Annotated in this window: 33 protein-coding genes and 1 tRNA gene; 16 read left to right on the top strand and 18 right to left on the bottom strand. The window is 57.0% G+C overall.

Annotation, left to right across the window (positions count from 1 at the left end; translation table 11 throughout):
- Position 1 precedes the first annotated feature (1 nt).
- A complete protein-coding gene (locus HX855_RS11430) occupies positions 2-1,189 on the bottom strand; it encodes a DUF6384 family protein (RefSeq protein ID WP_177085303.1) in 1,188 nt (395 codons plus the stop codon).
- Positions 1,189-2,328: a merozoite surface protein 3b gene (locus tag HX855_RS11425; protein ID WP_177085301.1), complete on the bottom strand. Its 1,140-nt coding sequence runs from the start codon at positions 2,326-2,328 to the stop codon at positions 1,189-1,191. Before HX855_RS11425 ends, HX855_RS11430 begins: the two co-directional genes overlap by 1 nt.
- Before the next feature lie 176 nt (positions 2,329-2,504).
- Between HX855_RS11425 and HX855_RS11420 the strand changes: the two genes are divergently transcribed.
- The 6 genes from HX855_RS11420 to HX855_RS11395 all read left to right on the top strand — a co-directional run bounded on the left by HX855_RS11420 (position 2,505) and on the right by HX855_RS11395 (position 8,332).
- On the top strand, positions 2,505-3,431 hold the full coding sequence (locus HX855_RS11420) for an alpha/beta fold hydrolase (RefSeq protein WP_177085299.1): 927 nt from the start codon (positions 2,505-2,507) through the stop codon (positions 3,429-3,431).
- 96 nt (positions 3,432-3,527) lie between these two features.
- Complete coding sequence (locus tag HX855_RS11415; protein WP_177085297.1) at positions 3,528-4,136, top strand: LysE family translocator; 609 nt, start codon at positions 3,528-3,530, stop codon at positions 4,134-4,136.
- 233 nt (positions 4,137-4,369) lie between these two features.
- Complete coding sequence (locus HX855_RS11410; protein WP_256352985.1) at positions 4,370-5,347, top strand: hypothetical protein; 978 nt, start codon at positions 4,370-4,372, stop codon at positions 5,345-5,347.
- A gap of 350 nt (positions 5,348-5,697) precedes the next feature.
- Entirely contained in the window at positions 5,698-6,318 is a 621-nt protein-coding gene (locus HX855_RS11405) for a LysE family transporter (RefSeq protein WP_177085295.1), read from the top strand.
- Positions 6,319-6,847: 529 nt separating this feature from the next.
- Positions 6,848-6,934: transfer RNA gene (locus tag HX855_RS11400), tRNA-Leu, on the top strand.
- A gap of 165 nt (positions 6,935-7,099) precedes the next feature.
- Positions 7,100-8,332, top strand: a complete 1,233-nt coding sequence (locus tag HX855_RS11395; protein WP_177085293.1) for an integrase arm-type DNA-binding domain-containing protein — start codon at positions 7,100-7,102, stop codon at positions 8,330-8,332.
- Here HX855_RS11395 and HX855_RS11390 read toward each other — a convergent pair.
- The 8 genes from HX855_RS11390 to HX855_RS11355 form a co-directional block, all read right to left on the bottom strand.
- The gene (locus tag HX855_RS11390; protein ID WP_177085290.1) at positions 8,329-8,541 is read right to left on the bottom strand and encodes an AlpA family transcriptional regulator; all 213 of its coding nucleotides are present in this window, start codon (positions 8,539-8,541) and stop codon (positions 8,329-8,331) included. The two genes, HX855_RS11395 and HX855_RS11390, sit on opposite strands and share 4 nt — an antisense overlap.
- 2 nt (positions 8,542-8,543) lie before the next feature.
- A complete protein-coding gene (locus HX855_RS11385) occupies positions 8,544-8,765 on the bottom strand; it encodes a hypothetical protein (protein ID WP_177085288.1) in 222 nt (73 codons plus the stop codon).
- 36 nt (positions 8,766-8,801) lie between these two features.
- Positions 8,802-9,296, bottom strand: a complete 495-nt coding sequence (locus HX855_RS11380) for a hypothetical protein (RefSeq protein WP_177085286.1) — start codon at positions 9,294-9,296, stop codon at positions 8,802-8,804.
- Positions 9,297-9,345: 49 nt separating this feature from the next.
- Positions 9,346-10,644, bottom strand: a complete 1,299-nt coding sequence (locus HX855_RS11375; RefSeq protein WP_177085283.1) for a site-specific DNA-methyltransferase — start codon at positions 10,642-10,644, stop codon at positions 9,346-9,348.
- A gap of 49 nt (positions 10,645-10,693) precedes the next feature.
- Positions 10,694-10,882, bottom strand: a complete 189-nt coding sequence (locus HX855_RS11370; RefSeq protein WP_177085281.1) for a hypothetical protein — start codon at positions 10,880-10,882, stop codon at positions 10,694-10,696.
- Positions 10,883-10,966: 84 nt separating this feature from the next.
- Entirely contained in the window at positions 10,967-11,566 is a 600-nt protein-coding gene (locus HX855_RS11365) for a hypothetical protein (protein WP_177085279.1), read from the bottom strand.
- Positions 11,563-11,874: a DUF4406 domain-containing protein gene (locus tag HX855_RS11360; RefSeq protein WP_046068898.1), complete on the bottom strand. Its 312-nt coding sequence runs from the start codon at positions 11,872-11,874 to the stop codon at positions 11,563-11,565. The genes HX855_RS11365 and HX855_RS11360 overlap by 4 nt, the downstream gene beginning before the upstream one ends.
- Positions 11,871-12,146 (bottom strand): hypothetical protein, encoded by a 276-nt coding sequence (locus HX855_RS11355; RefSeq protein ID WP_177085277.1) that lies wholly within the window; start codon positions 12,144-12,146, stop codon positions 11,871-11,873. The genes HX855_RS11360 and HX855_RS11355 overlap by 4 nt, the downstream gene beginning before the upstream one ends.
- 72 nt (positions 12,147-12,218) lie before the next feature.
- On the opposite strand from HX855_RS11355, the gene HX855_RS11350 reads away from it, so the two are divergent.
- From HX855_RS11350 to HX855_RS11335, 4 genes are all read left to right on the top strand, one after another.
- Positions 12,219-12,461, top strand: coding sequence for a hypothetical protein (locus HX855_RS11350; protein ID WP_177085276.1), 243 nt, complete (start codon positions 12,219-12,221; stop codon positions 12,459-12,461).
- A complete protein-coding gene (locus tag HX855_RS11345; RefSeq protein WP_177085274.1) occupies positions 12,442-13,530 on the top strand; it encodes a HEPN domain-containing protein in 1,089 nt (362 codons plus the stop codon). Before HX855_RS11350 ends, HX855_RS11345 begins: the two co-directional genes overlap by 20 nt.
- A 415-nt stretch (positions 13,531-13,945) precedes the next feature.
- Positions 13,946-15,004 carry a hypothetical protein gene (locus tag HX855_RS11340; RefSeq protein ID WP_177085272.1) on the top strand — a complete coding sequence of 353 codons (1,059 nt, stop codon included), beginning with the start codon at positions 13,946-13,948 and terminating at the stop codon, positions 15,002-15,004.
- A 139-nt stretch (positions 15,005-15,143) separates the two neighbouring features.
- Entirely contained in the window at positions 15,144-15,356 is a 213-nt protein-coding gene (locus tag HX855_RS11335) for a hypothetical protein (protein WP_053256777.1), read from the top strand.
- A gap of 50 nt (positions 15,357-15,406) precedes the next feature.
- On the opposite strand, the gene yejK is transcribed toward HX855_RS11335, so the two are convergent.
- Entirely contained in the window at positions 15,407-16,414 is a 1,008-nt protein-coding gene (yejK, locus tag HX855_RS11330) for a nucleoid-associated protein YejK (protein WP_177085270.1), read from the bottom strand.
- A gap of 114 nt (positions 16,415-16,528) precedes the next feature.
- On the opposite strand from yejK, the gene HX855_RS11325 reads away from it, so the two are divergent.
- Positions 16,529-16,963, top strand: a complete 435-nt coding sequence (locus HX855_RS11325; protein ID WP_177085268.1) for a hypothetical protein — start codon at positions 16,529-16,531, stop codon at positions 16,961-16,963.
- A 117-nt stretch (positions 16,964-17,080) separates the two neighbouring features.
- Here the strand turns inward: HX855_RS11325 and HX855_RS11320 are convergent, their stop codons facing one another.
- The 6 genes from HX855_RS11320 to HX855_RS11295 all read right to left on the bottom strand — a co-directional run bounded on the left by HX855_RS11320 (position 17,081) and on the right by HX855_RS11295 (position 19,954).
- A complete protein-coding gene (locus HX855_RS11320) occupies positions 17,081-17,353 on the bottom strand; it encodes a hypothetical protein (protein ID WP_177085266.1) in 273 nt (90 codons plus the stop codon).
- Positions 17,354-17,518: 165 nt separating this feature from the next.
- Positions 17,519-17,662: a hypothetical protein gene (locus HX855_RS11315; protein ID WP_177085264.1), complete on the bottom strand. Its 144-nt coding sequence runs from the start codon at positions 17,660-17,662 to the stop codon at positions 17,519-17,521.
- Between the two features lie 285 nt (positions 17,663-17,947).
- Positions 17,948-18,220, bottom strand: a complete 273-nt coding sequence (locus HX855_RS11310) for a hypothetical protein (protein WP_177085262.1) — start codon at positions 18,218-18,220, stop codon at positions 17,948-17,950.
- Positions 18,221-18,292: 72 nt separating this feature from the next.
- On the bottom strand, positions 18,293-18,517 hold the full coding sequence (locus tag HX855_RS11305; protein WP_177085261.1) for a hypothetical protein: 225 nt from the start codon (positions 18,515-18,517) through the stop codon (positions 18,293-18,295).
- A gap of 405 nt (positions 18,518-18,922) precedes the next feature.
- Positions 18,923-19,174 carry a DUF1654 domain-containing protein gene (locus HX855_RS11300; protein ID WP_177085259.1) on the bottom strand — a complete coding sequence of 84 codons (252 nt, stop codon included), beginning with the start codon at positions 19,172-19,174 and terminating at the stop codon, positions 18,923-18,925.
- A gap of 120 nt (positions 19,175-19,294) precedes the next feature.
- Positions 19,295-19,954, bottom strand: a complete 660-nt coding sequence (locus HX855_RS11295) for a LexA family transcriptional regulator (protein ID WP_177085257.1) — start codon at positions 19,952-19,954, stop codon at positions 19,295-19,297.
- Positions 19,955-20,050: 96 nt separating this feature from the next.
- Here HX855_RS11295 and HX855_RS11290 point away from each other — a divergent pair, with 96 nt between their 5' ends.
- Genes HX855_RS11290 through HX855_RS11280 form a run of 3 tightly spaced genes read left to right on the top strand, consistent with a single transcriptional unit; the run spans position 20,051 to position 20,702 of the window.
- A complete protein-coding gene (locus HX855_RS11290) occupies positions 20,051-20,236 on the top strand; it encodes a hypothetical protein (RefSeq protein WP_177085255.1) in 186 nt (61 codons plus the stop codon).
- A gap of 32 nt (positions 20,237-20,268) precedes the next feature.
- Entirely contained in the window at positions 20,269-20,463 is a 195-nt protein-coding gene (locus tag HX855_RS11285; protein ID WP_177085253.1) for a hypothetical protein, read from the top strand.
- Between the two features lie 47 nt (positions 20,464-20,510).
- Entirely contained in the window at positions 20,511-20,702 is a 192-nt protein-coding gene (locus HX855_RS11280) for a hypothetical protein (protein WP_177085251.1), read from the top strand.
- A 231-nt stretch (positions 20,703-20,933) separates the two neighbouring features.
- Here the strand turns inward: HX855_RS11280 and HX855_RS11275 are convergent, their stop codons facing one another.
- Positions 20,934-21,440, bottom strand: coding sequence for a hypothetical protein (locus HX855_RS11275; RefSeq protein WP_177085249.1), 507 nt, complete (start codon positions 21,438-21,440; stop codon positions 20,934-20,936).
- Positions 21,441-21,799: 359 nt separating this feature from the next.
- Here HX855_RS11275 and HX855_RS11270 point away from each other — a divergent pair, with 359 nt between their 5' ends.
- Both HX855_RS11270 and HX855_RS11265 read left to right on the top strand, forming a co-directional pair.
- Positions 21,800-22,510, top strand: a complete 711-nt coding sequence (locus tag HX855_RS11270) for a helix-turn-helix domain-containing protein (RefSeq protein WP_177085247.1) — start codon at positions 21,800-21,802, stop codon at positions 22,508-22,510.
- A partial coding sequence (locus HX855_RS11265; RefSeq protein WP_305729404.1) for a DnaB-like helicase N-terminal domain-containing protein occupies positions 22,503-23,138 on the top strand: 636 nt, incomplete at its 3' end. The genes HX855_RS11270 and HX855_RS11265, both read left to right, overlap by 8 nt.

Raw genomic sequence — 23,138 nt, 5'->3', positions numbered from 1 at the left:
TTCACCACTCCAATATCGTTTCGAGCGGGTCGGTGGTCCGTTGGCTCAAGTAGGTGACTTCCATCCTGCCGGGCGGCTTGCGGCCGATCACGCGGTTGCTCAGGTGGCCGTCGTCGAGCTTGTCGGCCTTGACCTTCAGGTATTCGGCTTGGGGAACCCGCACCGCAAACTGGCTGGCCCAGGCGCCCGTGCCGGTTTCACTGCTGGTGGTGGGTAGCAGCACTGGCTGACCCGACAGGTCGACGGCTTCGACAACCAGGTACCAGCTTTTGCCCTGGGTCGAGCCGGGGTCGTTGTTGCACAGCGCCTTGTTGTAGCAGCGCTCGACACCGGACGGCGTACCGGGTCGGTCGACGATGCGCAGGGTCACCTCTTTGGGCACCAGTTCGGTAGTGGCACGCAGGGCCCTGAGTTGGCCGCCGGCTTTTTCGATCTCGAATTTCCCGAGAAGGTCTTTGATCTGGACCAATTCGGCCTGCATGGCCCGAGTCGCTTTGCTGTCGGTGGCGGGCAGGTGAATGTCGGCGACCTTGCGGGTCAGTTCGTTGAGCTGGTCGGTCAAAGGCTGGACCGCCTTCACCTTGGCTAAAAACGCCTCCAGTACGCCGATCTGCTCGTTGGCGTAATCCACCCCTGAAGTATCGACCATGGCCAGGGCATGCTCGGCCTTGGTGTTCAGGCGGGGCAGGGCACTGAAGAGGTCGCTGCCCTCAAGGTAGGCCGGGTCCTGTTGCACGGCGCTCAGGCGTGCTTTCAGGTTGGCGATGTCCACCTGTTTTTGTGCGGCGTTCGCCTCCCTGGCAATGGCCGCTCTTTGGGCATGGTTGATTTCGCTTCTGGCGACCATCACCCGGCTGCATTGCACCACCAGTATGGAGATCGCGATCAATTGCAGGATCAGTATGCCGCGATGCCGTCTGAGGAGTACGTTGCTCCAGAACCGGTCAAGCGCAGACAGTTCCGGCGCCTCGAACACCAGGCGTTTGGAAAAGAACTCGCGCACGCCCTGGTCGATCTGCTCATCGGTAAATTGAATGCCGTTGTTCTGGTAATACTCGCGGATGCGCGCCGCCACGTCGGCGCGGCGTTGCGGCAGGCTCAGGTCTTTTTCAACGGCCATCTGCTGGTGACGCAGTTGGTCCACCAGCGCCATCGCGCCGAGTTGCTCGGAGAGGAGAACGTCGTTCATCAAGCGGCCTTGGTCAGCAATGCGGCGAACTTGCGTTTGGCCTCTTCGACGGCTTCGGCGATGTCACGGGACGCGTTGCTGGATTCGGCGCGGTAGGTTTCGGTCAGGCCGTGCATGTCGGTCTGGAAGCTCAGGGTGGCATCGGCCAGCGCGCGCACCGAGTCGACCTTGATGGTGGAACCATAGCTGGCCTTCACGGCCGCTTCCATCTGCGGGTTACCGGTGGCGCCCAGGGCTTCAAGGCCCTTGCTGATGCCGTCGGTGGTGGCGTTCAGGGTGTTGGTGGCTTCGGCCAGCCCGCTGTTGCTGGTGAACGACACGGCGAGGCCGGTCAGCACCACTTCGTTGGTGGAGAAGAACGAGACCATGCGCTGGTACTGGCGCTCCTTGATCACGTGCACCTGGTTGATCCGGGCGAAGACCATTTCAGCGGTGTTGTAGCCCACCTTGAGGTCATCGGCGATGTCCTTGACGATCTGGTAGCGCTTGTCCTCGTCCTGCAGGGCGCGCACGGCTTCGTCCCGGCGCAGTTCCAGGGCGGCGCGCTCGGCCGGCGCCAGGGTTTCGGCCGCCGTGACCTGGGCGTTGGCCTCGTTCAAGGCCTGGGTGCGTTGCTCCAGCACCTGACCCGCCATGGCGAGCACTTGCTGGGCATCCACCTCGGCCGCTTTCATGGCCATGCGGAAGTCCAGATAGGCTTCCAGAATCACGGTTTCCCGGGCGATCTGGTCGTTAGCCGACTTGCACACTTGCAGGTAGTTTTCGCGGATCTCGCTGAAGCGGCTGGGGATGGAGCCCCGGCGCAGGTTCATCCAGCTCAGCTTGAGTTTTTCCACGGTGTCCAGGCGCCCGTCATCCATCCAGCCGGCCATGGCGGCGGCGTCTTCGCGGATCGAGGTGAAGCTCTGGGTGATGTCCATGAAGCGCGTGGAGATGTCCATGCCGGCGATCTGTTCGCGAACCACGCTGTTGAAGGTAGTGGACTGCTGCAGCACTGCGGCGATGGCGGTGACTTTGGCGGTGTCGTATTGGGCCACGCGGTCCAGCAATACCAGTACCGGCGCATCTGGAACCGGCTGCAGAAGGTTGATGCCCAGGGTCCGCAGGCCCGTCAGCGCGCGGTCGAGGTAGTTGCTCATCTAGTGTCCTTTCAGGATGTGTTCAGCACAGTGTGCAGGGAAGTGCGCAAGTATACCGATCAGTGAAGGCAAACCAATGGCAGTTTCTTGAGCGACACGCGCCGGGCTGCTGTAATTTTCCTTCTATTACGTACTCTGGAACCGTGTATGCCGTTTCCCTGTTCGGAGAATCCTTGATGCTGGTGATCGTCGTCTTGCTGGTGGTAGCTGCTGTGTGGGTGTGGTGGACCTACCCCCGCGTCGGGAACCTGTTGTTTGCGCTGATTGCGGCGGTGGAGGCCAAGCGCGCTCGCCTGAAAGAGGTGCCGGTGGCCATTGGGCGCATGACCCTGGCGACCTACCAGGGCGGCACGCGTGACAAGGCGCCGCCGCTGCTGCTGATCCACGGCTTCAGCGCCGACAAAGGCGTGTGGTTCGGTTTCGCCCGGCACTTTACGCAGGACTATCACGTGGTTATTCCCGATCTTGCCGGGCATGGCAAAAACCTTTTCCAGCACGGTGCGGACTACAGCATCGCGGCCCAGGCGCAGCGGTTGATCGAGCTGCTGGATGAGTGTGGGATCGACGCCGCCCATGTGGTCGCCAGCTCGATGGGGGCGTATGTCGCGACCTGGCTGGCGGTGCATCACCCTGAGCGTGTGGTGTCACTGGCGCTGATCGGCCCGGTCGGCGTGCTGTTGCCCCAGCCCAATGAAGTGGAAGAACTGGTCAACCAGGGCGACAACCCGTTCCTGATTCATTCGCGGGCGCAATTCGACCGGTTTTTCTCGATGACCATGGCCTCTGCGCCGTGGATCCCGGAAGTACTGCTGGCCGCTGAGGCGCAGGCCTATATCGAGCGGCGTGACCAGCTTGCCGAAATTTTCTCGGACTTTTCCGGCAGCCCGCGCCTGGAACCCTGGCTCAAGGATGTGCACGTTCCCACGCTGCTGCTATGGGGCCGCGAAGACCGGATGGCCCCGATCGCCAGCGCGTCAACCTGGACCCAAGGCATTGCCCATGCGCAGTTGGTGTGCATGGACGGCGTGGGGCACTTGCCGATGATCGAGCAGACGGAGCAAACAGTGGCGCGCTACCGCGAGTTTCTGACGTCGCAAGCCTGACAAAGTGTATGCCTGCATCTGCCCGTAGCTGTACGGGGCGCGTTTCTGCGCAACGCTCTACTGTCGTGACACAGTACTTCGTTCGGATGTCAGCCCATGTTCATGTCTTCAAGCCTGTTATCAGCGTTCGCGTTGTTTGCCTTTGTTTCCTCGATCACGCCCGGCCCCAACAACACGATGTTGCTGGCGTCCGGGGTGAACTTCGGTTTTATCCGTTCGATTCCCCATGCGCTGGGCATCAGTATTGGTTTCATGTTGTTGGTGATCGCCGTGGGCCTGGGGCTCGGTGAAGTGTTCAAGGCGCTGCCGTGGGCGTACACCGTATTGCGTTACGTGGGGGCGGCGTACTTGCTGTACCTGGCCTGGAAGATTGCGAACGCCAGTGCGATGTCTGATGAGCCCGATGGCCAGCGCAAACCCATGACGTTTCTGGGGGCGGCGGCGTTTCAGTGGGTGAACCCCAAGGCCTGGGTCATGGCGTTGGGCGCGATCACCACCTACACGCCGGCCGACGGTTATGTCACCAACGTGCTGTTGATTGCCGCGGTGTTTGCCGTGGTGAACCTGCCCAGTGTGTGCATCTGGGCCGGCTGCGGCAGCGGTTTGCGCAATGTGTTGCGCGAGCCGCGCTGGTTGCGGCTGTTCAATGGGTCGATGGCGGGGTTGTTGGTGCTGTCGCTGTACCCGATGCTTTTTGCGGGCTGACGCGCCGCCAGGCATAGCCACAGGCCGCCATTGACGTGTTTTGGCGGCCTATTGCATGCTCGCCGCTGTTTTTCAGGCCTGCTACGGGACGCGGCGGCACGAAGCGATTGAACGGGAGGGTGGTTCGACGTATCGCTTCCAAACTTCCTTATCCGAGATGCCCGACCGTGCACCCACTCCCTGGCCGTTTTCATAAGCACCTGCGTTGTTCACTCCTCACGTTTAGCCTTGCCATGGCGTCTGCCGGCGTCGCCGTTGCCGCGCCCCAGGTCGGCATCCGGGCTATCGAAAGCACCTACCATCAACTGCTCCAGGCCGTGGACCAAAGCCGTGGCGCCCGGCCGGACGATGCCACGCGCCAGCGCATCATCGGTGCAGCGCAAGCGTTCCAGGACGCCATGAAGCGTGACGGCGGCGCCCGGGAAAACCTGCGCACGGATGTGAAGAACATCGTCGCCTCCCTGAGCGACGGTAGCTACAGCGCCGACGGCAGCCTCAATGCACTGCGCCGTGATGCCAAGGGCAGCGTGATCGACGCCGGCCCATGGAAGCCGGCGTTGGCCGGGGCGCCGATCGCAGAACCGCTGGGCACCCATCTGAACCAGACCAGCGAAGGCGATTGTGTCGGCATCTCGGTGGTCAGGGCGTTCGCCAATACGCGCACCGGGGCGACGATCCTGCACAAGGGCGTCACCACCAACGCCGATGGCAGCTTCAACGTCAGCCTGCCCGGCGCCCCGGCCACGGTTTACCACCTGCAGGCGGGCGACCTGGATCAATATGGCAAGGGCGATCCGCCTGCCGCTGCCGTGGTCGGGGCGATGTTCCAATACTTCAAGCTCGACCCGGCCAAGGGCTCGTTGCCCACCAATAAAGTCATGGAACTACTGGCGGGCCAATACGGCGATCACCAGCGGCTGGCGGATGCCGAAAACACACCCCAGGGCATCACCGACTTCCTGCTGAAAAATGCCAGCGCCGTGGGCAGCCGGGCAGCGGTGGTGTTCGGCGGCAAGCCAGCGCGCAATGGGGATTGGTCCAAGGGCGACGGGCACGCCTTCGCGATCATCCAGATCAACCCGGCGACGGGCATGCTGAGCTACACCAACCCCTGGAACGAAGGGGCGCAGGTGCGCACGATCGCAATCAGTGAGTTGGCGAGGCAGGCGGCGGGAACGTCAGCAGACTTTGAGATGGTTACGTTTCGCTGAACCCTAGACTGGTGAGATGGTGGCAAGCAGACCAATCGCGATGGTCAGCGCAAGAAAACCGAACAGGAAAAATGCCATCTTAGCCATAAGGCCTCCGAAATGAACGGGCCGGCAGGACGGTTCCTGTCGGGCTCCACGGGCGTGTCGGGAGTGGGCGTATTGTCAGGGCAGGGCGGGTTTCGATACAGAGGCAGATGCACAAGAAAAAAGCGTATCAGATGGCCCGGGGAGCCGTAGCGGCAGGAGAGCCGGGGCCGGAAAATTTCGGGTATCAGGGAATAAAGGGCGGCTCAGCGGTGTTAAGGAAGAAGGCGCTGGCTTATCCCGTTCATTTTCCTTGAGGCAATCCCATGTTGGGTGTGACTGATTACGGCTCGTTTGTGCTTTCCTTCATCATCCTGTTGCTGATTCCGGGCCCGGGCAACCTGGCGCTGATCACGTCGACCGGTAAAGGTGGTTTCCGCGCCGGCATGGCGGCGACCTTCGGTGTGATCCTGGGCGACCAGGTGCTGATGTGGCTGGCGGTGGCCGGCGTGGCGGCGATCCTGCAGACCCACCCGCTGGCGTTTCACGCCGTGCAATGGCTGGGGGCGGCGTACCTGATGTGGTTGGGTGGGAGCCTGCTGTTGGCCAAGCCTGGTGCGGCACCCATACTCGATATCAAACCGAGGCATTACCTGCGCCAAGGCGCGACCATCGCGTTGCTCAACCCGAAAACCATCGTGTTCTACATGGCGTTTTTTCCGCTGTTCATCGACCCGGCGGCCAACCCTGGCCTGCAGACATTCGCCTTGATGGGCGCCACCGTCGCGACGCTGACCTTCTTCTACGGCCTGATTGTGGTCACCCTCACCGGCTTTTTCGCGGCCAAGCTGCGCGCCAACGCCAAAGTCTCCCAAGTGTTTCAGAAGTTGGCGGGGGTATTCCTGATCGGCTTCGGGATCAAACTCGCAGCCTTGCGCGCGGGTTGAGGCGGTCAAGGAACTAATCTTCTGTGGGCAGTATCGTATTCACCATCCTGCCGGCGAGGTTCTTCAGGCGCATCGGCGCACAGCGGTAGGCAGCGTGTGCCAGGCTTGGTTATGCTCAGGTGGGACTGGGCAGCGCCACAGCGTGCCTGGAGCGGGCAACAGAACTGACCACTGAAACGGTTTTCATCGAGGCGAGTAGGCAAATGGGCAAAACCTTGGCTGCGCTGTCGTTTTTGATGACCCTGGTTTGGGTTTCAGTGGTTATTGCCGTAATGACCTACTTCTCATAACGCGCCCCGGTGCTCGCCCTGTACGTGGCGACGCAGCCAGCGCTGCCATGGCCCACTCCCGCCGCCGGAAACTGTAGATCACTGATCTGACGAGCTTTTTTGTTTGCCGGGGCGCAGCGGGTTTGTTTGAAAAAGCCCGAGCGCGACCTTGCATCGAGGGGGCTGGATCTATATATTCCCTAGCCTGCTGCAACGCTCAAGGGCTTTTAAAGCTGCTTGGCACGCTGTATAGCGCTACCGCCCGAATGGCGAAACTGGTAGACGCATGGGACTTAAAATCCCCCGCTCGTAAGGGCGTGCCGGTTCGATTCCGGCTTCGGGCACCATTTTCGATTCTCAGGGGTTATCAACCCTTCTCAAAAAGCCCCGCAGGCACTGGCCTTACGGGGCTTTCTTGTTCTTATACCTTCTCATCCATTCTCACCCCTTCTCAATATTTTTAGTACATTGGTCAGCACATCTGAATTCGACTGACTAAAGCGATGTACTAAATGCCTCTTACTGACACGGCCGTCAGGCAAGCAAAGCCCAAAGACAAGGATTACAGCCTCAGCGATACCGCCGGGCTGGCCCTATTCGTAGCCGCCAAAGGCTCGAAAGCGTGGCACTTCCGTTTCTCATGGCACGGACAGCAGCCTCGCATATCCCTGGGCACCTATCCCGAAATCACTTTGAAAGAAGCGCGCGAACGCCGCGACCAGGCGAGAGCCCTCATCGCGAAGGGAATTGATCCCCGATCCCAGCGCCGTGAAGAAAAGCGCGAAGCTGTGACCGGCGCGGTGAAGACCTTCGAGGTTGTGGCCAACGAATGGTTCGCCTTCCGCGCACCGCGCATGACCGCAGCCAAAAAGGGCGGCGTGTCCCAGTCTCGCCTGTATCTGGACAAGGATCTGATCCCGTCCCTGGGCAAAATACCGGTGGCGGACGTGAAGCGCTCGGATGCGCTATCGGCTATGCGCCGGATCGAAGCCCGCGGCGCCTTGAACGTGGCCCGCAAATGCCGCTCGTGGCTCAACGAGATATTTCGTTTCGCCATTGCCTCGGGGTACATGGACACGAACCCGGCTTCCGACTTGGATATCGTCGCGGCCAAGGAGCCCCCAGAGAAGCACAACCCAATGCTGCGTCAGCATGAACTCAAGGATTTCCTTGTGGCGCTGCGTGACTGCAAGGGGGAGCCCTATACCAAAAGCGCGATCCGGATATTGCTGTTGACCGGAGTGCGCACGGGCGAGCTTCGCCATGCGACCTGGGCCCAGTTTGATTTGGAGAACGCCCTTTGGACCATTCCGGCCGAGGGCGTTAAGCAGCTACAGAAGGTGATCAGGGCAAAAGGAGGGGATAAGGTGCCGCCGTATCTGGTGCCGCTTTCGCGCCAGGCGGTCGAAGAGGTGCGCGCAGTCCACGATATGACCGGCCGCTACAAGCTGCTGATCCCGGGCCGGATAGACCCAAGCAAACCGATCAGCGACGGCACGGTCAACATGGCGTTGAAACGCATGGGATATGAGGGGCGCCTGACCGGGCACGGAATCCGTGCCACGATATCGACGGCCCTGAACGAGATGAACTACAACGAGGACTGGATCGAGGCGCAGCTTTCGCACGCCAGTTCCGGGAAGGTGCGCAAGACGTACAACCATGCGGAGTACGTTGAGCAGCGAAGGGGGATGATGCAGGACTGGGCGGACTACCTGGACGGATTACTGGCAGAAGAGGGTTAGGGCGCCCGCTCAGCCGCTCGCCCAGCTGCCCACCGCTCGACTTCGGCGCGGACCCAGGCCACGGCCTGCAGACCAACCTTGGCCTGGCGGGGGAATTTCCCACCCACCGCCAGTCTGTAGATGGTCGGGGTGCTGAGGCCTGAGATTCGACGAACTTCAGCAATTCGGATGTACTCGATCGGTTGTTCATTTTTCTGTGCAGTGCTCATGATTATCTCCCGCCGGCCGCCGTGGGCCGCGCTGTTTTGATGATGTGAATGAATAGGCCGAAGGTGATCAGCAGCCAGCCGCAGGTTCCGGCGAAGGCGTAGAGGATGTCGGCCGTTTCGCCGTCCGCCAGAAGGCGGGGTGCGATCCAGAAGAACCAGCAGCCGCTGCCGACCAGGTACAGCAAAGCGCCCAGCAGGATCAGGGTGAGTTTGATTGCGAACATGTGGTGTCCTTGCCGCGCTGGGCGGCAGAAGGTGGGTTAGGGTTTTGCTGCTCTTGCGTGCCCGACGCACACCTTGATGGGTTCGCCTTCAGCGTCCAGGTGGGCATGGCACATGAAGCCTTTTTGGTCGTGGGCCATGAATTCCGCATCGCAAGTGGTGATGGGTGACTGATTGGCAATAGATCCCAAGCGGTACGCGCACCCATGGCACGCACCCGCCGGGTCGCACTTGCTGGCGATCATTACGCCTTGGCAGGCGCCGATGATGGTGGGCAGGTTCACGCTGATGAATTTGTCAGGGTGAACGCCGCATTCCACGATCAGCACCAGGTCGCTCATCTCTGCGCAGTTCTCCGCGACCGAGTTGGCCATGCCGATCAGTTGCGCCGTGAACTCAACCAGGCGCTGCGAGCCATTGCGCTGAAGATAGCTGGTCAGCGCCTCTCGCCGCATTGCCAGGTCGAACTGGGCAATGCCTGACAGGTCCGTCGCATCGCTGCGTGTCATGCTGTATTCACTGTTTGCAGGCATACGGATACCTCGCCCGCCGCTCACCGGCAGGCATGTAGGGGGATTGGGGTTAGGCAGTTGCGAATAGATCGAGTTGGTCGGATTCAACCTTCTGCACTTGTTGCTGGAGTACTTCATATTCGATGCGGGCCCGGGCGATCGCCGCGTACTGCTCGTCAATTTCGCACCCCACGAACTCGAAGCCCTCGCGCATTGCTGCTTTGCCGGTGCTGCCGCTGCCCATGAAAGGGTCCAGCACTACGCCGCCGGCCGGGGTGACAAGACGGCACAGGTAGGCTATCAGGTCGGTTGGCTTGACGGTAGGGTGGTTGTTCCCTTTCGTATCGGCGGTTTCGACTGTGCGCAGGGTGGTGCCCATTTTGAATTGAGGGCCAGGGTGTGCCAGGCCCTCATGGCGATCCTTTGGGCTGGTCTTGGCGCAGTAGAAGAACCTGGCTGCGCTTCCGCTGTCAGCGTGAAACGCGCCGGCCACTCGCTCGCGCATGCCGCTGTAGCTCACCGCCCCGCTGAAGCCATTGGCCGTAGGTTCGGTGCCCATCACCGGCGCACTGGCCCCTGCTTGCGCCGGGAACAAGGCAACTACTTCGTCGCTGCCATCGTGGATCAGGTTCGCAGGCCAACGGCCTAGTGCCGAGGCCCCGGCCGTCATCGCGATTGAGCCAGACTTGCCGCCGATGAACTTGCCACCGCGCATGTCTACGGTGGTATCCCGGTCCCAGTTCTTTGCCAAGGCTTCTGCATCCACGGCCGGCACGCGGCAGCCGTCGATGTTCAGACCGCCAGTACCCCACCTGGCCATGTTGGTTGCCACGGTCCCGCTGAAAGGCTTGCGCGCCACGCAGATTGGCTCATGCGCTGGCTTCAGCGCGGTACCCCATCCAGCGCGATCGCCCTTCAGGTTGTGAGACTTCGGGAAGCCTGAGCCAAATACCCACATGATCTGGTCTCGGATCTCGAAGCCAGCCATTTCAATGCCGACCGCCATGTGGTGGTAAGTGCGCGCAGCGGCGAACGACAGCAAGTGTCCGCCGGGCTTGAGCACTCGCAGGCATTCGGTTGCCCACTCCAGCGTAAATGCCTGGAAGGCGCGCATGCCTTTGGGCGTCAGGTCATACTTGCCGGCCTCGGCAGCTACTGACCTGTGACCACCATTCGGACCGCAGGCCGATGCGTGTGAAGGCATGCTGGCCCGGTAAACGGCTCGAGCCTCGATGTCTTGGCCATCCCAGCTCTTGCCCATGAAGCGAATACCGTAGGGCGGATCGGTGACCACGCTGTCAATACTGTTGTCTGGCAGCGTCCGCATCGATTCAATGCAGTCGCCGATCAAAACGCGATGCTCTTTCATGGCCTCAGCCCCTTGTAGATGAAGACGTAGGCGAACCAGGGGGTGGCGATCATGGCGTCACCTTGATATCGACATCGTCATGAATCCACTCGATGTCGAGCAGGTCATCGTCGTCGATCTGGCTTTCCCGCAGATCATTGCTGGCCAGCAGTTGCTCGACCTCGTCGTCATCGATGTACTCAATGACCTTCCGGAAGTTCACGACTGCCTTGCCGGTGAGCACGACTGTTCTTTTCATAGGCGAGCTTGTCCTCGCCGCTATAGCGGCTGACGTTGAAGGGGGAGGGGTTACAGGTTTTGCGGGAGGAGTACGGATGTACTCCTATCGGGGTTTGGCGGCACGCTTGCGGAACTCGTAAACCATGCTGCGCAGATCTACCAGTGACTCCTGCAGGTCGCTGCGGGTGGAGTCGATATTCTCAAGCAGCTCACCTTCGCCGTCGTCACCTCCCTCATCAACGGCCAGCAGAGCCAGGCCGTATGCCTGGAACTTCGCCAGCACCTCGTCGGCTGACTGGGCCATGTATTCGGCATGCTCAATGGCATAGTCCTGATTGGATCGCTCAGGCAGCACCACCGCTACCGGCGCGGGTTGCTCGACTGGCCGGATGTAGATCTCGGCGCTGCCATCCTCATCACACAGATCGTTGGCCTCGGGCATGGCAAACAGCACTTGTCCAGGGAACTCCATTTCGGAAATCCCACCCTCAAGCAACCATTCCAGGTACATCCCGTCATCGTTCTGACGAGTGATGGCCACAGCCTGTATCAGTATTGGCCCACCCTGGGGCTGGGCGGCTGGCGCATCCAGCAGGGCGCGCAGCTCTGCACGGGCCAGCTCCTGGCCTTTGGGGGCGTAAGGGTCGGAAACCCTGCGCAACAGCTCAAGCGGCAAGCCGTCAATCGTTTGGTTGGTGGTCATACAGCCTCCCTCGTTACCAGATCATGGGCATTCACAACCGTCATGCCGAGGCGTTCGGCGATCAGGACTTCCAGGCGAGCACCCTTTGAATGCTCCCAGCCGGGCAGGGTGGCCACCGTGTCGCAGTCCATCAGGGCGGCAATGTCGCGGCGCATGCAGTCGTTCCAGGTGCCGCCGTCGGGGTTGAGTTCGGCGGGGTTGGTGACGGTGTGGCCGCCGGCGCGCAGGTTGGTGGTCATGGCGTGGAAGGCGGCGAAGTTGAGGCCGGGCAGGCCGGTCATGGGCCCGCTGAGGTAGATGCGCTTCATGCGGCCTCCTTGTCATGACCAGGACAGCCCCCGCCGGTGAAATCGAAGCCTTCACACGGCGGCCCGAATGGAAGCACCTCTTTACCCTGGGCCAGCGCTTCGAGCAGGTGGTCCTTCGCCTCGTCGGCGGTGCATTCACGCCCGTCAACGCGGAACATGCCTTTGAGTTGGCGCTTGCTGAAATCGCGAATCGCCCCGCGTACGCTCGGATGAATGTGAAAAGTGCGGCCGCTCGGCCCGAAGGGATCAGCCGGTTTGTTTTCTGTAGGCATGGGGAGTCCTTGCCGGGCCATGCCCGGGCGGTGTGGTGCTACGATGGCCCCTTCCTCTAAATGGGCTGGACCATGACCAAGCACGATATTTACGATGAGATCGAAGGCTTTCAGGTTTGGAACTACATGGAGTGCGACAAGGACGAGGAAGGCCGGGAGACCTGGCGTATCAACGTCGAGGTGAAGCGTGGTGGTGAGGTAGTTGTGCCGGGTGTTGCTGGTGACCGAACCTATGTTGATCGTGGTCTGGCACAGGTTGCTGGACGAGAACTTGGTGAGAGGATGGTGGCGAAGAATGTCTGCATTCGAGCTTGACCAGGACTCCACATGGATTGCGCTCGCAATAACCGGGGTGGCAACTGCTCCGCTTGTGCCTCTAGGCCAAGGCCCCGACGCCTATATACTCAGAGAGAGCCAGTTCGGTGTGCGATCTTCCCCCGGACTGAATGAGGCGTTAAGAAAGTCTTTTGTATCTTTTGGTATGGAATTCTCAGAAAAAATAACTCTGGGCGATACTAAGCTAATAATAATTCCGATGCTGGATACAAGTGATTACGGTATTAGTGTTGGTTTGCTTTTCGCTGATACTGCTCTTTCGATTTTTAATAAAAAAGTATTTCTTGCTAAGGCACGTCTTCTTGCTTGGAATCGACAGGAAGGGCGTGCAATTGGGGCCGTATATAAATCTGGAGTTTGGACCCCGATAGAAGAACCTGCATCTGGGGTTGGGCCATTTTTGATACAAGCTCCTCCATACTGCTTCTGGGATTGGTTTCTTGGTCAGTCTTTACGTAATTCCTTGACGCCTCTGGGGAATTGCTTGGTGAAGTGCATGGATTGGCAGAGGGAATCTCAACATTCAGCGCATATCGCCCACAAATTCGCTTTTAACTGGATTGCACTTGAGGCCCTTTTGAAACCAGACGAAAGGGACGGTACAGGTGTGTCTAAACGGTATCCCTTGTTGCTAGGTGCTCCAAGTAAGGCTTATTCAAAAGTCATTCATTCAGACATTCACTTGAGTTCGTTTTTCAAGTCAAACAGTAATCCTCATGCTTCCGAGTGGAAGCAAGCCATTAGGGAGATGTACGGGTATCGGTGCGAAATAATACATGAGGGCGGTACGGACTTTAGCTCTCAGAAAATAGAGCCCAACAAGCTTGATTGGTTTGTGCATCTAACTGAATTTTTGCTTGTAAGAGTTATAAATATTGTTGCGGAAGCAATGGTTGATCAGGTTCAGACTGAGTCTGAGTTTTGGGACGACTACGTTTTAGGCTTTTTGTCGTCCGAGAAAAATGGGTGGATCACTACCGGAGTTTTCTTTGGGAATCATGTGATCGAACACGACTGGCGCACAGGGCCAATAAGGCGTGTTATATGAGATTTTATGGTTTGGCAAGTCAGTCGATTTTTGCCGGTTGACTCAATTCGCCAATTTGCATTCTGGATAAACGGGCTGTAACTGCGATGAGCACGAAAACCGATGTGGAAGCGATACGCCTGATATGCGATGAGGTTGTGCGACTACTCATGCTTCCCGAAGAAAGGCTTGAGGCTGAGGTTCGCCAGGGGCTCAGGCTGATTGCTGATCTGGCTCGATGGCGTGACCTGGCCGGGTTACCTGCTACCGAGCCTTCTGGCAGATTTCGTTGATATGGGGTATTACGGGTTACCGGCACGAGACCGGATCGGAGAGGTGGTTTTGTCAGTGGAGCTTCAATATTCGGCTCAGAAATATAACGATAAAAAGTATATGTTTGAGATTGAAGTCCGATTTTTTTTGCAGAGGCCAGAAAATGAAGTTAACAATTGTTTCAGGCGATAATCAATTAGTTCCACTAACCGTTTCCTCAGATCCTATGAATCCAATGGCTTATTTTGCGCCTTTAACTGTGCAGGTTACGCAAGACGATGGTGTGCCAGCAGCTGATATTAACGTAGGGTTTAAAACCTATCAGGGTGATATTACTCCGCAAATCAATGGTGGTGATAGCTTTTTTTTGGCAACAAAGACTAATGAGGGCGGATTTGCAGTTTTAAATCATATAAATGGTTACAGTGTCCGCGCAATGTATGGAGAGGGGTCGTTTGTTGTTAATGTATATATTGATGATACACCGCCTGTAACGTTTAATCTTACTGTTGGATACCCACAGCCGAAAGAAAATGTGACGCTTGTCATTGTTTCCGGCGATCATCAAACAAAACCTCGAAGACAAACATTCGACGGTAAAAATGAGGCTAAATTAGATCCTATAATTATTCTTCTTAAGGATGCTAGTGGGAGTCCGATCGCTGGAGAAAAAGTGTACTTTGAAACGCGATTTCCAAATCCCACAGGTGTAGAAACCGATCCAGGTAACGCAATAGTATTGACAGGGGCTGATGGGATAGCTGTACTCAATGTAGCGTGCAAATCAGCCGACGGTCCTTTTTACCTTGCTGTGAGTTATAATCATGCTCAGGTAACGATCTGTGGAACCATCGGGGATAAGGAAAAACCTACACCTGCCAATGGAAGTCGCATAAGAGACGCATCTAATGGTGCTGTATATCTTGTTGTCGATCATTATTTGCGGCACGTCCCGAATATGGACGTCTACAATAATCTTTTTGAAGACTTTGTGGGTGTGATCGAAATTCCAGCTGTTGGCGATTATATTGTCGGCGCTCCCTTGCAAACTGATACAGCTCTTTACAAAAGAGAGGATGGACTACTTTTTCTTAAGGTTGATAGTGCTCTGCGTTACATGAGGGACGAGGTATTTGATCTCTATGGTTTTAATCGTAGTAAGCTTGTTGGGTTTTTATCTTATTGGCCGCCCGTTCCTAATGGGCAACAATTACTAATTTAATCTTCTTTATAAGTTTAGGGGGGATACACCCTAACTTATCTCCAGTCAGGCGCCGCCCTCCGTTACAGGTGGTGGCAATTTGGTTTGGGTTGGAGTATTACGGGTGACCGGCATGGGGCTGGATCAAGGAGAGATGAAAATGGCTACAGATCGTGAAATAGCTTTAGAGCAGGCCCTTGTCGCAGTGTTGGGCGCGGCTCAGGATCTAGATTTGGACCTGGTAAAGATCAGCCAGAAAGCTAAATCCTTAATCATCGACAACTCGAAGTATCGTCAAGCAGAGCATCCACACGTCAGCAATGCATGGAATGAGGTTGAGGCGGCTGTAGCTTCCGTACGAGCTAAGGCATAAGCAGGCGCCGCTTTCCCTCCAGAGAGCGGCGCTACTTTGGGCCTCAGGCCTCACGCCGCTGCGCGCTTGAGCTGTTCGGTGAGCTGCGTTGGCAGGCCGCGTAGCGTCAGTGTGCCGTCTTCTTCGTCAAACTTGATCTTGTCGCCCAGTAGGTGTGCTTCGAAGCTGATCGACATGCCTTCGGCCCGGCCGGTGAAGCGCCGAAATTTGTTGAGGGTCTTTTTATCCGGCGGCAGGCTTTCGGAAATCCCATAGTCATTCGCCTTGATGAAGTCATAGAAGTTCTTCGGCTGGTCTTCGTCGATCAGGCTCGACAGCTCATCTAGGGTGATCGGCTCGCCCAGCTTGGCTTGGGCCATGGAATAGCTGACGAGGGTGTGCGTCTTCTCGCGGGCTGCATCTTCGATCATGTCCTCGCTTTCCACGAAATCGCTGAACGCCTTCAGCAGTGTGCGGGTTTCGCTAGGCCCGTCGATACCTTCCTGGCAGCCGATAAAGTCTCGGAAGTAATCGTTGAGCCTGCGACCCTGCTTGCCCTTGATGTACGAGATGTATTGCTTCGACTGCGGATTGCCTTTCCATTCACTGAGGTTGATGCGCGCGGCCAAGCGGATGTGGTCCAAGTCCAGGCGCTTGACGGTAAGCAGGCTGAGTTCCTCGGTCATGGTCACCGCCTCGGTTTCCTGCACCAGGGCAATTACCAGGTACTCGGTCAGGCCTTGCTGATAGTGGCAGAAGAGAGCGTGCCCGCCGGTGGTCAGGTTCGACTCTTCCATCAGCCTGACCAGGTGCTCGACAGCGATGGTGCTGAATTTGAGGAAGTCACCAACTCCCGCCAGGTACTTACCGAGCCAGCCGCTGAGTGGGAAGGCGCCCGACTCAGCATGAAAGAAGCCCCACCCTTTGCCGGCGGTACCGTTGTAGCTTTCGTTGAACTGATGCATCAGATCGTCGCGGGCCTGGCTTTCGACTTGCTCGGCGCCGCCGAGGAACAGAACGGCGGGGCTGCCGTCTGGCTTCTTGTCGATCTTATGGGTTGCGCTGTGGAGTACAGGCATTGCGATTACCTCGGGTAGGCGCCGCCCTCCGTGATCGGGTGACGGCAATGTGGCATTTCGGAAAGGGATAGGGTATCTATTGCCGCTTTGGAGATGAGCCTTGGGGAGCTTTTGATGCGGCATATAGATTTTTTACGTTTTGCAACGCTATTTCTGCTCAGCTTCATGCTGTCAGGATGTATGCACTACACGCATAAAAGCGCAGAAGGAAAGGCTAATTCAGATGTCGCCACGATCAATCTGATCGACAAATCATTATCGATATTGAAGGTTGATGATGACGGAACGCTGTTTTGGGTGGGCCGGCAGTATCAGTACTTTATAGGGCCAGGCACGCATCGAATAAAGGTTTGGAAAGACTTCACGATTCATCGCCACTCAATAGCTGTTGAAAGGAACATTGAGCTTTTAGCTGGGCATACTTACGGCCTCTATGGGGCAACATGGGGAGGCGCGTGGGATTTCGCAGTTCGCGATGTTAAGACCGGGTTGCGTGCAGACATCATTGTCCCGCCTGTCGGAACAAGTACGGCTGCCACGACTCATTAAAATAGGTGACCGATCTTAACTTGCCTTAGCGGCTCTAGATCTCATCACCCGGCTCCCGCTGTAGCTCCGCCAAACTCTCGTTCCGAAACATCCGCGGGTTGGCCATCGGTACGCCGATCACGGGGCACCGCCAGGAAGGCGATTGGCCTTATCTTCGAACTGAAGCGCGATGTCGTATGCGGCCTTGAAGGTTTCGCGGAAAGCCCGCGTCTTGCCGGTGCTCAGATCAATCACCCGATACATGCCGCCGCTTTCACTGGACACTTGGAAGCGAACCTTTTTGGTGGGCATGACGCGCTTAATGCGCTCGAAGAAATCAACTCGCGCGGCGTGGGTTTTACGAAGAAGCACGCCAAGTTCATCGATGCGTTCTTGAAATGATGGATGCATGATTGATCCTCGGTGTGGGTTGCGTTTATTCGTCAGCAACCTGACCGCCTGCTGGTTACCGTTGGGCGCAGGGGAGGGTGCTGACGGATAAACGCGCGCAAAAGAAAGGCCCGTGGACGTTCGGGCCTTTCACAGATGCAGTGGTTTGAGTTTTTGGCGGGACCGTCAGCGCCAGAACGCCGCGACCCCGGCAGTACTTCGCCAGGCCTCGCGATGGAAGCGCACTTGATCGCCTGGCACGCTTGCAAGCACTCGAGGTTCTGGCCTCTCATAACTCAGCGCGACGCCGATCAGGATCAGTTGGAGCATGGTGTTCTCCAGTGGGTGGTTGATGCAGGTGGCCGCATAGCGGTATTGGTCGTCCGCATCGGGGTGTGATCTGGCCGGCGCTGATCTCCGGCTTCGTTCAAGGCGGCTTTGCATGTGCTGTGGCCCGATTCACGACACTTACTCCCTGTCGTGGGGTTCGTTACACGCTATCCGCTCACAGGTGCGCATCAGCCTGCGCATTCAGATCACACTCCGATGCAGCCAGGTGCTGGGGAGTACCAGGGCCTCGGGCAGTTAACGACAGGCTGTCGTGGCGCTGGCTGATCAGTCGTCGTCGCTCGCTTCGATCATCTTTTCGATGTCGGCGGCGACTGGCTTCTTCCAGTTTTTGATCTGGCCTGTCTCCAGGTCGATGTTCAGGATCAGGTAGTCGCCGTAATGCTTACCCGGGAAGAAGTCCGGTACGTAGTCTGTGTAACCGCCCGCGTCTGCGCCCTGAGCATCCTTCAGATCTGCGGTGAATCCGTCCCACACCTTGATGTGCAGGTGCAGCTCAGTCACATCGACTTGCACCGTTTTCTGCTGATTGATTTGCATGCTGCTGTCTCCGGTTGTTTTCCCAATGCACCCGGGTAACCAGGTGCATCAGTGAAAAGACCCGATGCTTAATCAACCCGCCTTATCCTGGGCTGGATCATCAAGCCTTGTTAAATCGCCTTGCGGCGCAAACTTCGCTTTGCTGACCAGTTCGAATACACCGATTTCGGCATACCAGTTGCCGGCCAGCGTGCTGTAGTTTTTTGCGCAACGTTCGGCGATATCACGATCTTCATATCCAAGGCGCTCGCCGATTTGTCTGCCTTCGTGCATGTTGAAAATCAGCCACTTCTTCATTTTCCATCTCCGTTGATTTCCAATGCCGCCTCATAGAAGCGGCATCAGTAAATCTGTGGCGCCGTGACCCGCTACTGGCATCGGTCACCGGCTTGAATCAAATGTCACTCCAGCCGCGGGCCTTTCGGCTTGTTCTCCCGCTGGATAACTCGTCTTGGTGCTTTACGCTGCACACCCGGGTCAGTTGCCAACCCTCTGAACCGTTAAGGCCGGTTCATCGCTGCCTATTCTTTGAAGCTATGCGACTAAAGAGCGGCAGGGCGTAGCCCCTTCGCAGACCCTCGTAAGTCGCCGCGATGAGCTAACGATACGTCAGCGTATTGATCCTCGTCAATACGTTTGCGTATCAATTTTTCTCAGGGCACAAAAAAGCCCGCACTTGGCGGGCAAAGAGATATCGGGGTTTCAGTCTTCTTTCGGTACAGTCCAGAAAAGCTGGATCAGTCCATCATCTCGATGTGCGATCGTTACGTTCTCGTTCTCGGCGATCTCTTCCAACAACTGATCCCAGTCTTCCGGCCTGTCGCTGGGCATTCGCTCCAGGAGGGCAGCCTTAGCTTTCTGCGCTTTTGGGGAATTGATGATTGCCTGAAGGCGCACACCTAGCGCGCCATATGTGGTTTGAGTCGCCGGCGGTATCGAGTTAGCCTTTGCCATTATGAGTCTCTTGTACTGTTTTTTTATACAGTATTTTGGCGCCAGAGAATTGACAATAACTTAGAAATGAAACATTTGTTATGTCTAACGTCTGGACAGAATAGGCAATTTCGGTAGCGGCTATATTCTGCCTAGCACTTTGCTAGGACCTAGAATTGCGCCCACGTAGTGAATGGTTTCGATTTCTGTCCAAGGCACTGTACGGCGCTCATAGGCAGCGTTGATCGACATTAGGCTGACTTCTTTTTCGTTATGGAACAGTAATTCTTTGACCATGCTTTGGCCGTCAGTCGTGGTGACCATTACATACTCGCCAGGTACGAGTCTGTGGTTCGGTTCGCAGACAGCAATCCATCCGCTGCGAATCGCCGGAGCCATTGAGTCGCCTCGAAGGAGCAGGGCATAGGCATCAGAATCGCGCGACCATGTTTCAACAAATCCACCGGCATCTTCGAGCCCGACCCAATGCCCATCGGGGCCCATCTGCGCGGTACCCATGATGTCGATCCTTCGAGCAGGCGTGGTGATTGGTGGGCCGGATACCACGTTGGATTCATCATTCAACGACGATTCAGGCCGCGGGCCGCCATCCCAAAGCCATTTGCTTGGCAATCGAAGAGCCTTTGCAATCTTTTCGATGTTTTCTCTCTTTGGCGATTTTGATTCACCAGCAACAATCCGGTGAACGGTCGGTTGCTTGAGCCCCGTCCGCCGCGCCATTTCACCTTCGCTCCATCCCCTGGCAGCCATTTCAGCGCCAATCCGCTCCCCAATACTCATTTGCCACCAATAGAAAAACGTATCGCGGGAGTGTATTGCCTCGACCAATACGTGCGCGTATCATTAAATCAATGCGTCGCCGAGTTGGAGGCACCTATGACGATTCAACAAATGCTGAGCGGCTTATTCGCCATGGGTTTTTCCCAGAAGGCGATTGCAGATCACATTGAGACAACTCAGCCAACCATTCACCGGGCTAGTAAAGGTGCCGGGGTTCGTTATGAGACCGGCAAAGCTATCGAGGCTCTCTACCAAGAGGCGCTTCAGAAGCTAGCCACCTAAACCTTTTCATCAGCCGCAAGGAGTACACCGCTATGCCAGAAGAATCACGTCCAAATCGTAAGAACACAAATCAATCGAAAGTCCTGCTCGACGATGAATACGAAGGGGCATTCATTTATCTCGCGAGGGTTCACAGAACCAAAAAGTCGGTACTGATGCGTGAGGCCTTGAAGGCCTACATCGACGATCTGAGAGCAGAGCTTAAAAGAAACAGCAGCGCGGCATAAAGCCTTTCAGTAGGGACCAATAAGGACCCTCAGGGGCGGGAGAACATATGCCAGATGAAGAAAAAGGCACAGACATCGAGGAGTTGGTCGAGGGCGGAGACTTGGAGTTTTTAGAGGCTGTGGCTGCTGAGCGCGGAATGACTTCCTGCGAGCTCGCAAAGCGCGGTATTCAAAAAATATTTGCCCAACGAACAAGACCCAGACCTATGCCGGGAGCTATTCAAGCGTTCCGCCGGTAAGACCGAATCACCCAACCAAATAGATAACGGAGAAGGGGATGACAACCGAGATCACGCAAAGCCAAGTCGTGCAGGTTTCCTTTGCTGGGCGTTGCAGCCCGGCTAGCACGGAAATCATTCCCTCGATTGCGGGGCTGACCATCCCTGAGTTTTGGCTCGAGCTGTGGGGGGAGGTTGGCGGGCAGCGCTCGAAGATGGGTTACGCCAAGTTTGAGCTGGCGAAAACCGGTATCACCGATAGTTTTGCTGAAGGTACGTACCAATTAGCGCAACTGCTCCCGGCAGATGCTCCAGTCCCTTGTCCAGTAATTTCAATGTCAGGTGTTTTGTGGCCTCGACAGAGAGTCCTTTCAGCCCTTGAACGAGGCGACTCTTCTCTGCTGGGGGTGTATCGCTCTCAAGGATTTTCCTTTCTAGGATCTCCCGGAGCGTATCCCCGTGAATCTTGATGGTGACGACACCCAAGACGGCGCCGAGACCACCATCATCGGCGAGAAAGTCCATTCCGTTTTGGGTGCAGCGCATGCCTCCAAGATTAAAGCTGTAGTGCCCGTCAACCCCTATGTCAACGGCCTTTTCCATGAGTCCATGTTGGTAGAGGTAGACGAAGTTCGCACCGAGCGTCTGTTCGTCGACTTGGTCTGTGAGTTCGTTCCAGCTCTCATCCGAAATGAACCCCGGGTAAGCCTCGGAGCAGGCTTCAAGGATGCGCCTCTGAAATTCTCTATCCAATTTCATATGTCCGGCCTCCAGGGCCTTGTTGTGTGGAAACAAAAAGTTACCACGGATGTGCCGGACACCTATAACGCCTGAATCGTAGGCATAAAAAAACCGCCTGGCAGGGCGGTTCAGTGCAACGTTTTAGCGAGGTCGATGATGATCAAAAACACCCCCGCAGTCAATAGTTCAGGCGATGTCGCGACACTTTCTGACGCGCCTGAAAAGGTGTCTCGACATGCAGTCACCAATCAATCCGCAGCGATGAATGCCGCCCTTATGATCAGCGGCCAGTACTCGCATGCATCCAAGTCTCAATTCCGCCGGGAATGTCTCGATTACTTGAAGGCGTCCCTGGCACCTGCCCAGGATGTTTCCGCATGAGCACCATCATCATGAGCCTGTGCTGGCCGCTGCAACGCATGAGCGGCCCGCAGAAGGCTGTCCTGATATCGCTGGCTGACAATGCAAACGACGAAGGTGTTTGCTGGCCGTCGGTGGCTCGTATCGCTGAACGCACTTGCCTTGCCGAAAGGACCGTTCAGGGCGCCATCAAGTGGTTAGGGCAAGCGAACATATTGTCCGTCCGTGAAAGGATGGGTCGCTCGACCATGTACACCCTTACCCCCGCAGCATATGCACCCCCGCAAGATATGCACTCCGCACCAGATGCACCGCCACCCCCGCAGCTCACGACAAAAACCCCCGCAGCAGCTGCACCCAGAACCGTAAGAGAACCATCAAGTGAACCATCACCTCTTGTTGGCGGTGACCAACCAGCGAAAGTTTCGAAGCCGAAGTGCCCGTCTCAAGCAATCGTCGACCTGTTCAACAAAACACTTCCTGCTCTCCCTCAGGTTGCGATGCTCACCAAAGACCGAGTGACGAAGATCGCGGCCCGCTGGAACGAAAGCTCGGTTCATCAGGATTTGGATTTTTGGGCTGAGTTCTTCGCGCTGGTTGCTTCGAGTTCATTCCTGATGGGGGAGGGTGAGGGCCGGGATGGGGCTAAGCCTTTTCGGGCGACGTTCGATTGGTTGATCAAACCGAGCAACTTCGTGAAAGTCGTGGAGGGTAATTACAATGCGTGACCCTTACAGCGTTGAGGCTGAACATGGCGTTCTTGGCGCGATGTTCCTCCGTCCGGAACTGATCGACATTCTCAGCGCTGACCTCACAGTTGATGACTTTTACTACGACGATAACGCCGCGCTCTACCGGGGCATCATGGCGCTGCACGGCGAAAGTAAGCCGGCTGACGCGGTAACCGTAGGCCTGTACCTGAGCACGTTGCCGAGCGGTGACAATGCGGTTGCCTATGCAGCCGAGGTAACCCGAAACACCCCAAGCGCTGCCAATGCCGCCTCCTATGCCGCCACCGTTCGTGAGCGCAGCCTCGACAGGGCGATGATCGAACTGAGCAATCGAATTAATGAGATTGCCCACAGCGACCAGCCGACAGTAGACAAGGTCGCGGCGGTGCAGGCCGAGGCGCAGGCCATTGATGGCCAGTCAGCCACATCCGAGGTGCTAAAAGCTTCTGACATTCTGGACGACTACATCGAAGTCTTGCAGTCGCGTGCTGACCGGGGGGAGGGCATCGACGGCCTTTCTACGGGCATCGAGGATTTGGACGAGAAGCTGCAAGGGCTCAAGCCTGAGCAACTGATCATCATCGCTGGTCGCCCGGCGATGGGTAAAACCACCTTGGCGATGAAC

The organism is Pseudomonas sp. IPO3778 (genome assembly GCF_013386825.1).
Taxonomy (GTDB): Bacteria; Pseudomonadota; Gammaproteobacteria; order Pseudomonadales; family Pseudomonadaceae; genus Aquipseudomonas.
The sequence above is the reverse complement of the archived record's forward strand: the minus strand, read 5'-3'. Positions and strand labels throughout refer to the sequence as shown.

Coding starts and splice junctions, on each gene's coding strand:
- HX855_RS11430 (WP_177085303.1), bottom strand. CDS start 1,189: ATGAACGACGTTCTCCTCTCCGAGCAACTCGGCGCGATGGCGCTGGTG.
- HX855_RS11425 (WP_177085301.1), bottom strand. CDS start 2,328: ATGAGCAACTACCTCGACCGCGCGCTGACGGGCCTGCGGACCCTGGGC.
- HX855_RS11420 (WP_177085299.1), top strand. CDS start 2,505: ATGCTGGTGATCGTCGTCTTGCTGGTGGTAGCTGCTGTGTGGGTGTGG.
- HX855_RS11415 (WP_177085297.1), top strand. CDS start 3,528: ATGTTCATGTCTTCAAGCCTGTTATCAGCGTTCGCGTTGTTTGCCTTT.
- HX855_RS11410 (WP_256352985.1), top strand. CDS start 4,370: ATGGCGTCTGCCGGCGTCGCCGTTGCCGCGCCCCAGGTCGGCATCCGG.
- HX855_RS11405 (WP_177085295.1), top strand. CDS start 5,698: ATGTTGGGTGTGACTGATTACGGCTCGTTTGTGCTTTCCTTCATCATC.
- HX855_RS11395 (WP_177085293.1), top strand. CDS start 7,100: ATGCCTCTTACTGACACGGCCGTCAGGCAAGCAAAGCCCAAAGACAAG.
- HX855_RS11390 (WP_177085290.1), bottom strand. CDS start 8,541: ATGAGCACTGCACAGAAAAATGAACAACCGATCGAGTACATCCGAATT.
- HX855_RS11385 (WP_177085288.1), bottom strand. CDS start 8,765: ATGTTCGCAATCAAACTCACCCTGATCCTGCTGGGCGCTTTGCTGTAC.
- HX855_RS11380 (WP_177085286.1), bottom strand. CDS start 9,296: ATGCCTGCAAACAGTGAATACAGCATGACACGCAGCGATGCGACGGAC.
- HX855_RS11375 (WP_177085283.1), bottom strand. CDS start 10,644: ATGAAAGAGCATCGCGTTTTGATCGGCGACTGCATTGAATCGATGCGG.
- HX855_RS11370 (WP_177085281.1), bottom strand. CDS start 10,882: ATGAAAAGAACAGTCGTGCTCACCGGCAAGGCAGTCGTGAACTTCCGG.
- HX855_RS11365 (WP_177085279.1), bottom strand. CDS start 11,566: ATGACCACCAACCAAACGATTGACGGCTTGCCGCTTGAGCTGTTGCGC.
- HX855_RS11360 (WP_046068898.1), bottom strand. CDS start 11,874: ATGAAGCGCATCTACCTCAGCGGGCCCATGACCGGCCTGCCCGGCCTC.
- HX855_RS11355 (WP_177085277.1), bottom strand. CDS start 12,146: ATGCCTACAGAAAACAAACCGGCTGATCCCTTCGGGCCGAGCGGCCGC.
- HX855_RS11350 (WP_177085276.1), top strand. CDS start 12,219: ATGACCAAGCACGATATTTACGATGAGATCGAAGGCTTTCAGGTTTGG.
- HX855_RS11345 (WP_177085274.1), top strand. CDS start 12,442: ATGTCTGCATTCGAGCTTGACCAGGACTCCACATGGATTGCGCTCGCA.
- HX855_RS11340 (WP_177085272.1), top strand. CDS start 13,946: ATGAAGTTAACAATTGTTTCAGGCGATAATCAATTAGTTCCACTAACC.
- HX855_RS11335 (WP_053256777.1), top strand. CDS start 15,144: ATGGCTACAGATCGTGAAATAGCTTTAGAGCAGGCCCTTGTCGCAGTG.
- yejK (WP_177085270.1), bottom strand. CDS start 16,414: ATGCCTGTACTCCACAGCGCAACCCATAAGATCGACAAGAAGCCAGAC.
- HX855_RS11325 (WP_177085268.1), top strand. CDS start 16,529: ATGCGGCATATAGATTTTTTACGTTTTGCAACGCTATTTCTGCTCAGC.
- HX855_RS11320 (WP_177085266.1), bottom strand. CDS start 17,353: ATGCATCCATCATTTCAAGAACGCATCGATGAACTTGGCGTGCTTCTT.
- HX855_RS11315 (WP_177085264.1), bottom strand. CDS start 17,662: ATGCTCCAACTGATCCTGATCGGCGTCGCGCTGAGTTATGAGAGGCCA.
- HX855_RS11310 (WP_177085262.1), bottom strand. CDS start 18,220: ATGCAAATCAATCAGCAGAAAACGGTGCAAGTCGATGTGACTGAGCTG.
- HX855_RS11305 (WP_177085261.1), bottom strand. CDS start 18,517: ATGAAGAAGTGGCTGATTTTCAACATGCACGAAGGCAGACAAATCGGC.
- HX855_RS11300 (WP_177085259.1), bottom strand. CDS start 19,174: ATGGCAAAGGCTAACTCGATACCGCCGGCGACTCAAACCACATATGGC.
- HX855_RS11295 (WP_177085257.1), bottom strand. CDS start 19,954: ATGAGTATTGGGGAGCGGATTGGCGCTGAAATGGCTGCCAGGGGATGG.
- HX855_RS11290 (WP_177085255.1), top strand. CDS start 20,051: ATGACGATTCAACAAATGCTGAGCGGCTTATTCGCCATGGGTTTTTCC.
- HX855_RS11285 (WP_177085253.1), top strand. CDS start 20,269: ATGCCAGAAGAATCACGTCCAAATCGTAAGAACACAAATCAATCGAAA.
- HX855_RS11280 (WP_177085251.1), top strand. CDS start 20,511: ATGCCAGATGAAGAAAAAGGCACAGACATCGAGGAGTTGGTCGAGGGC.
- HX855_RS11275 (WP_177085249.1), bottom strand. CDS start 21,440: ATGAAATTGGATAGAGAATTTCAGAGGCGCATCCTTGAAGCCTGCTCC.
- HX855_RS11270 (WP_177085247.1), top strand. CDS start 21,800: ATGAGCACCATCATCATGAGCCTGTGCTGGCCGCTGCAACGCATGAGC.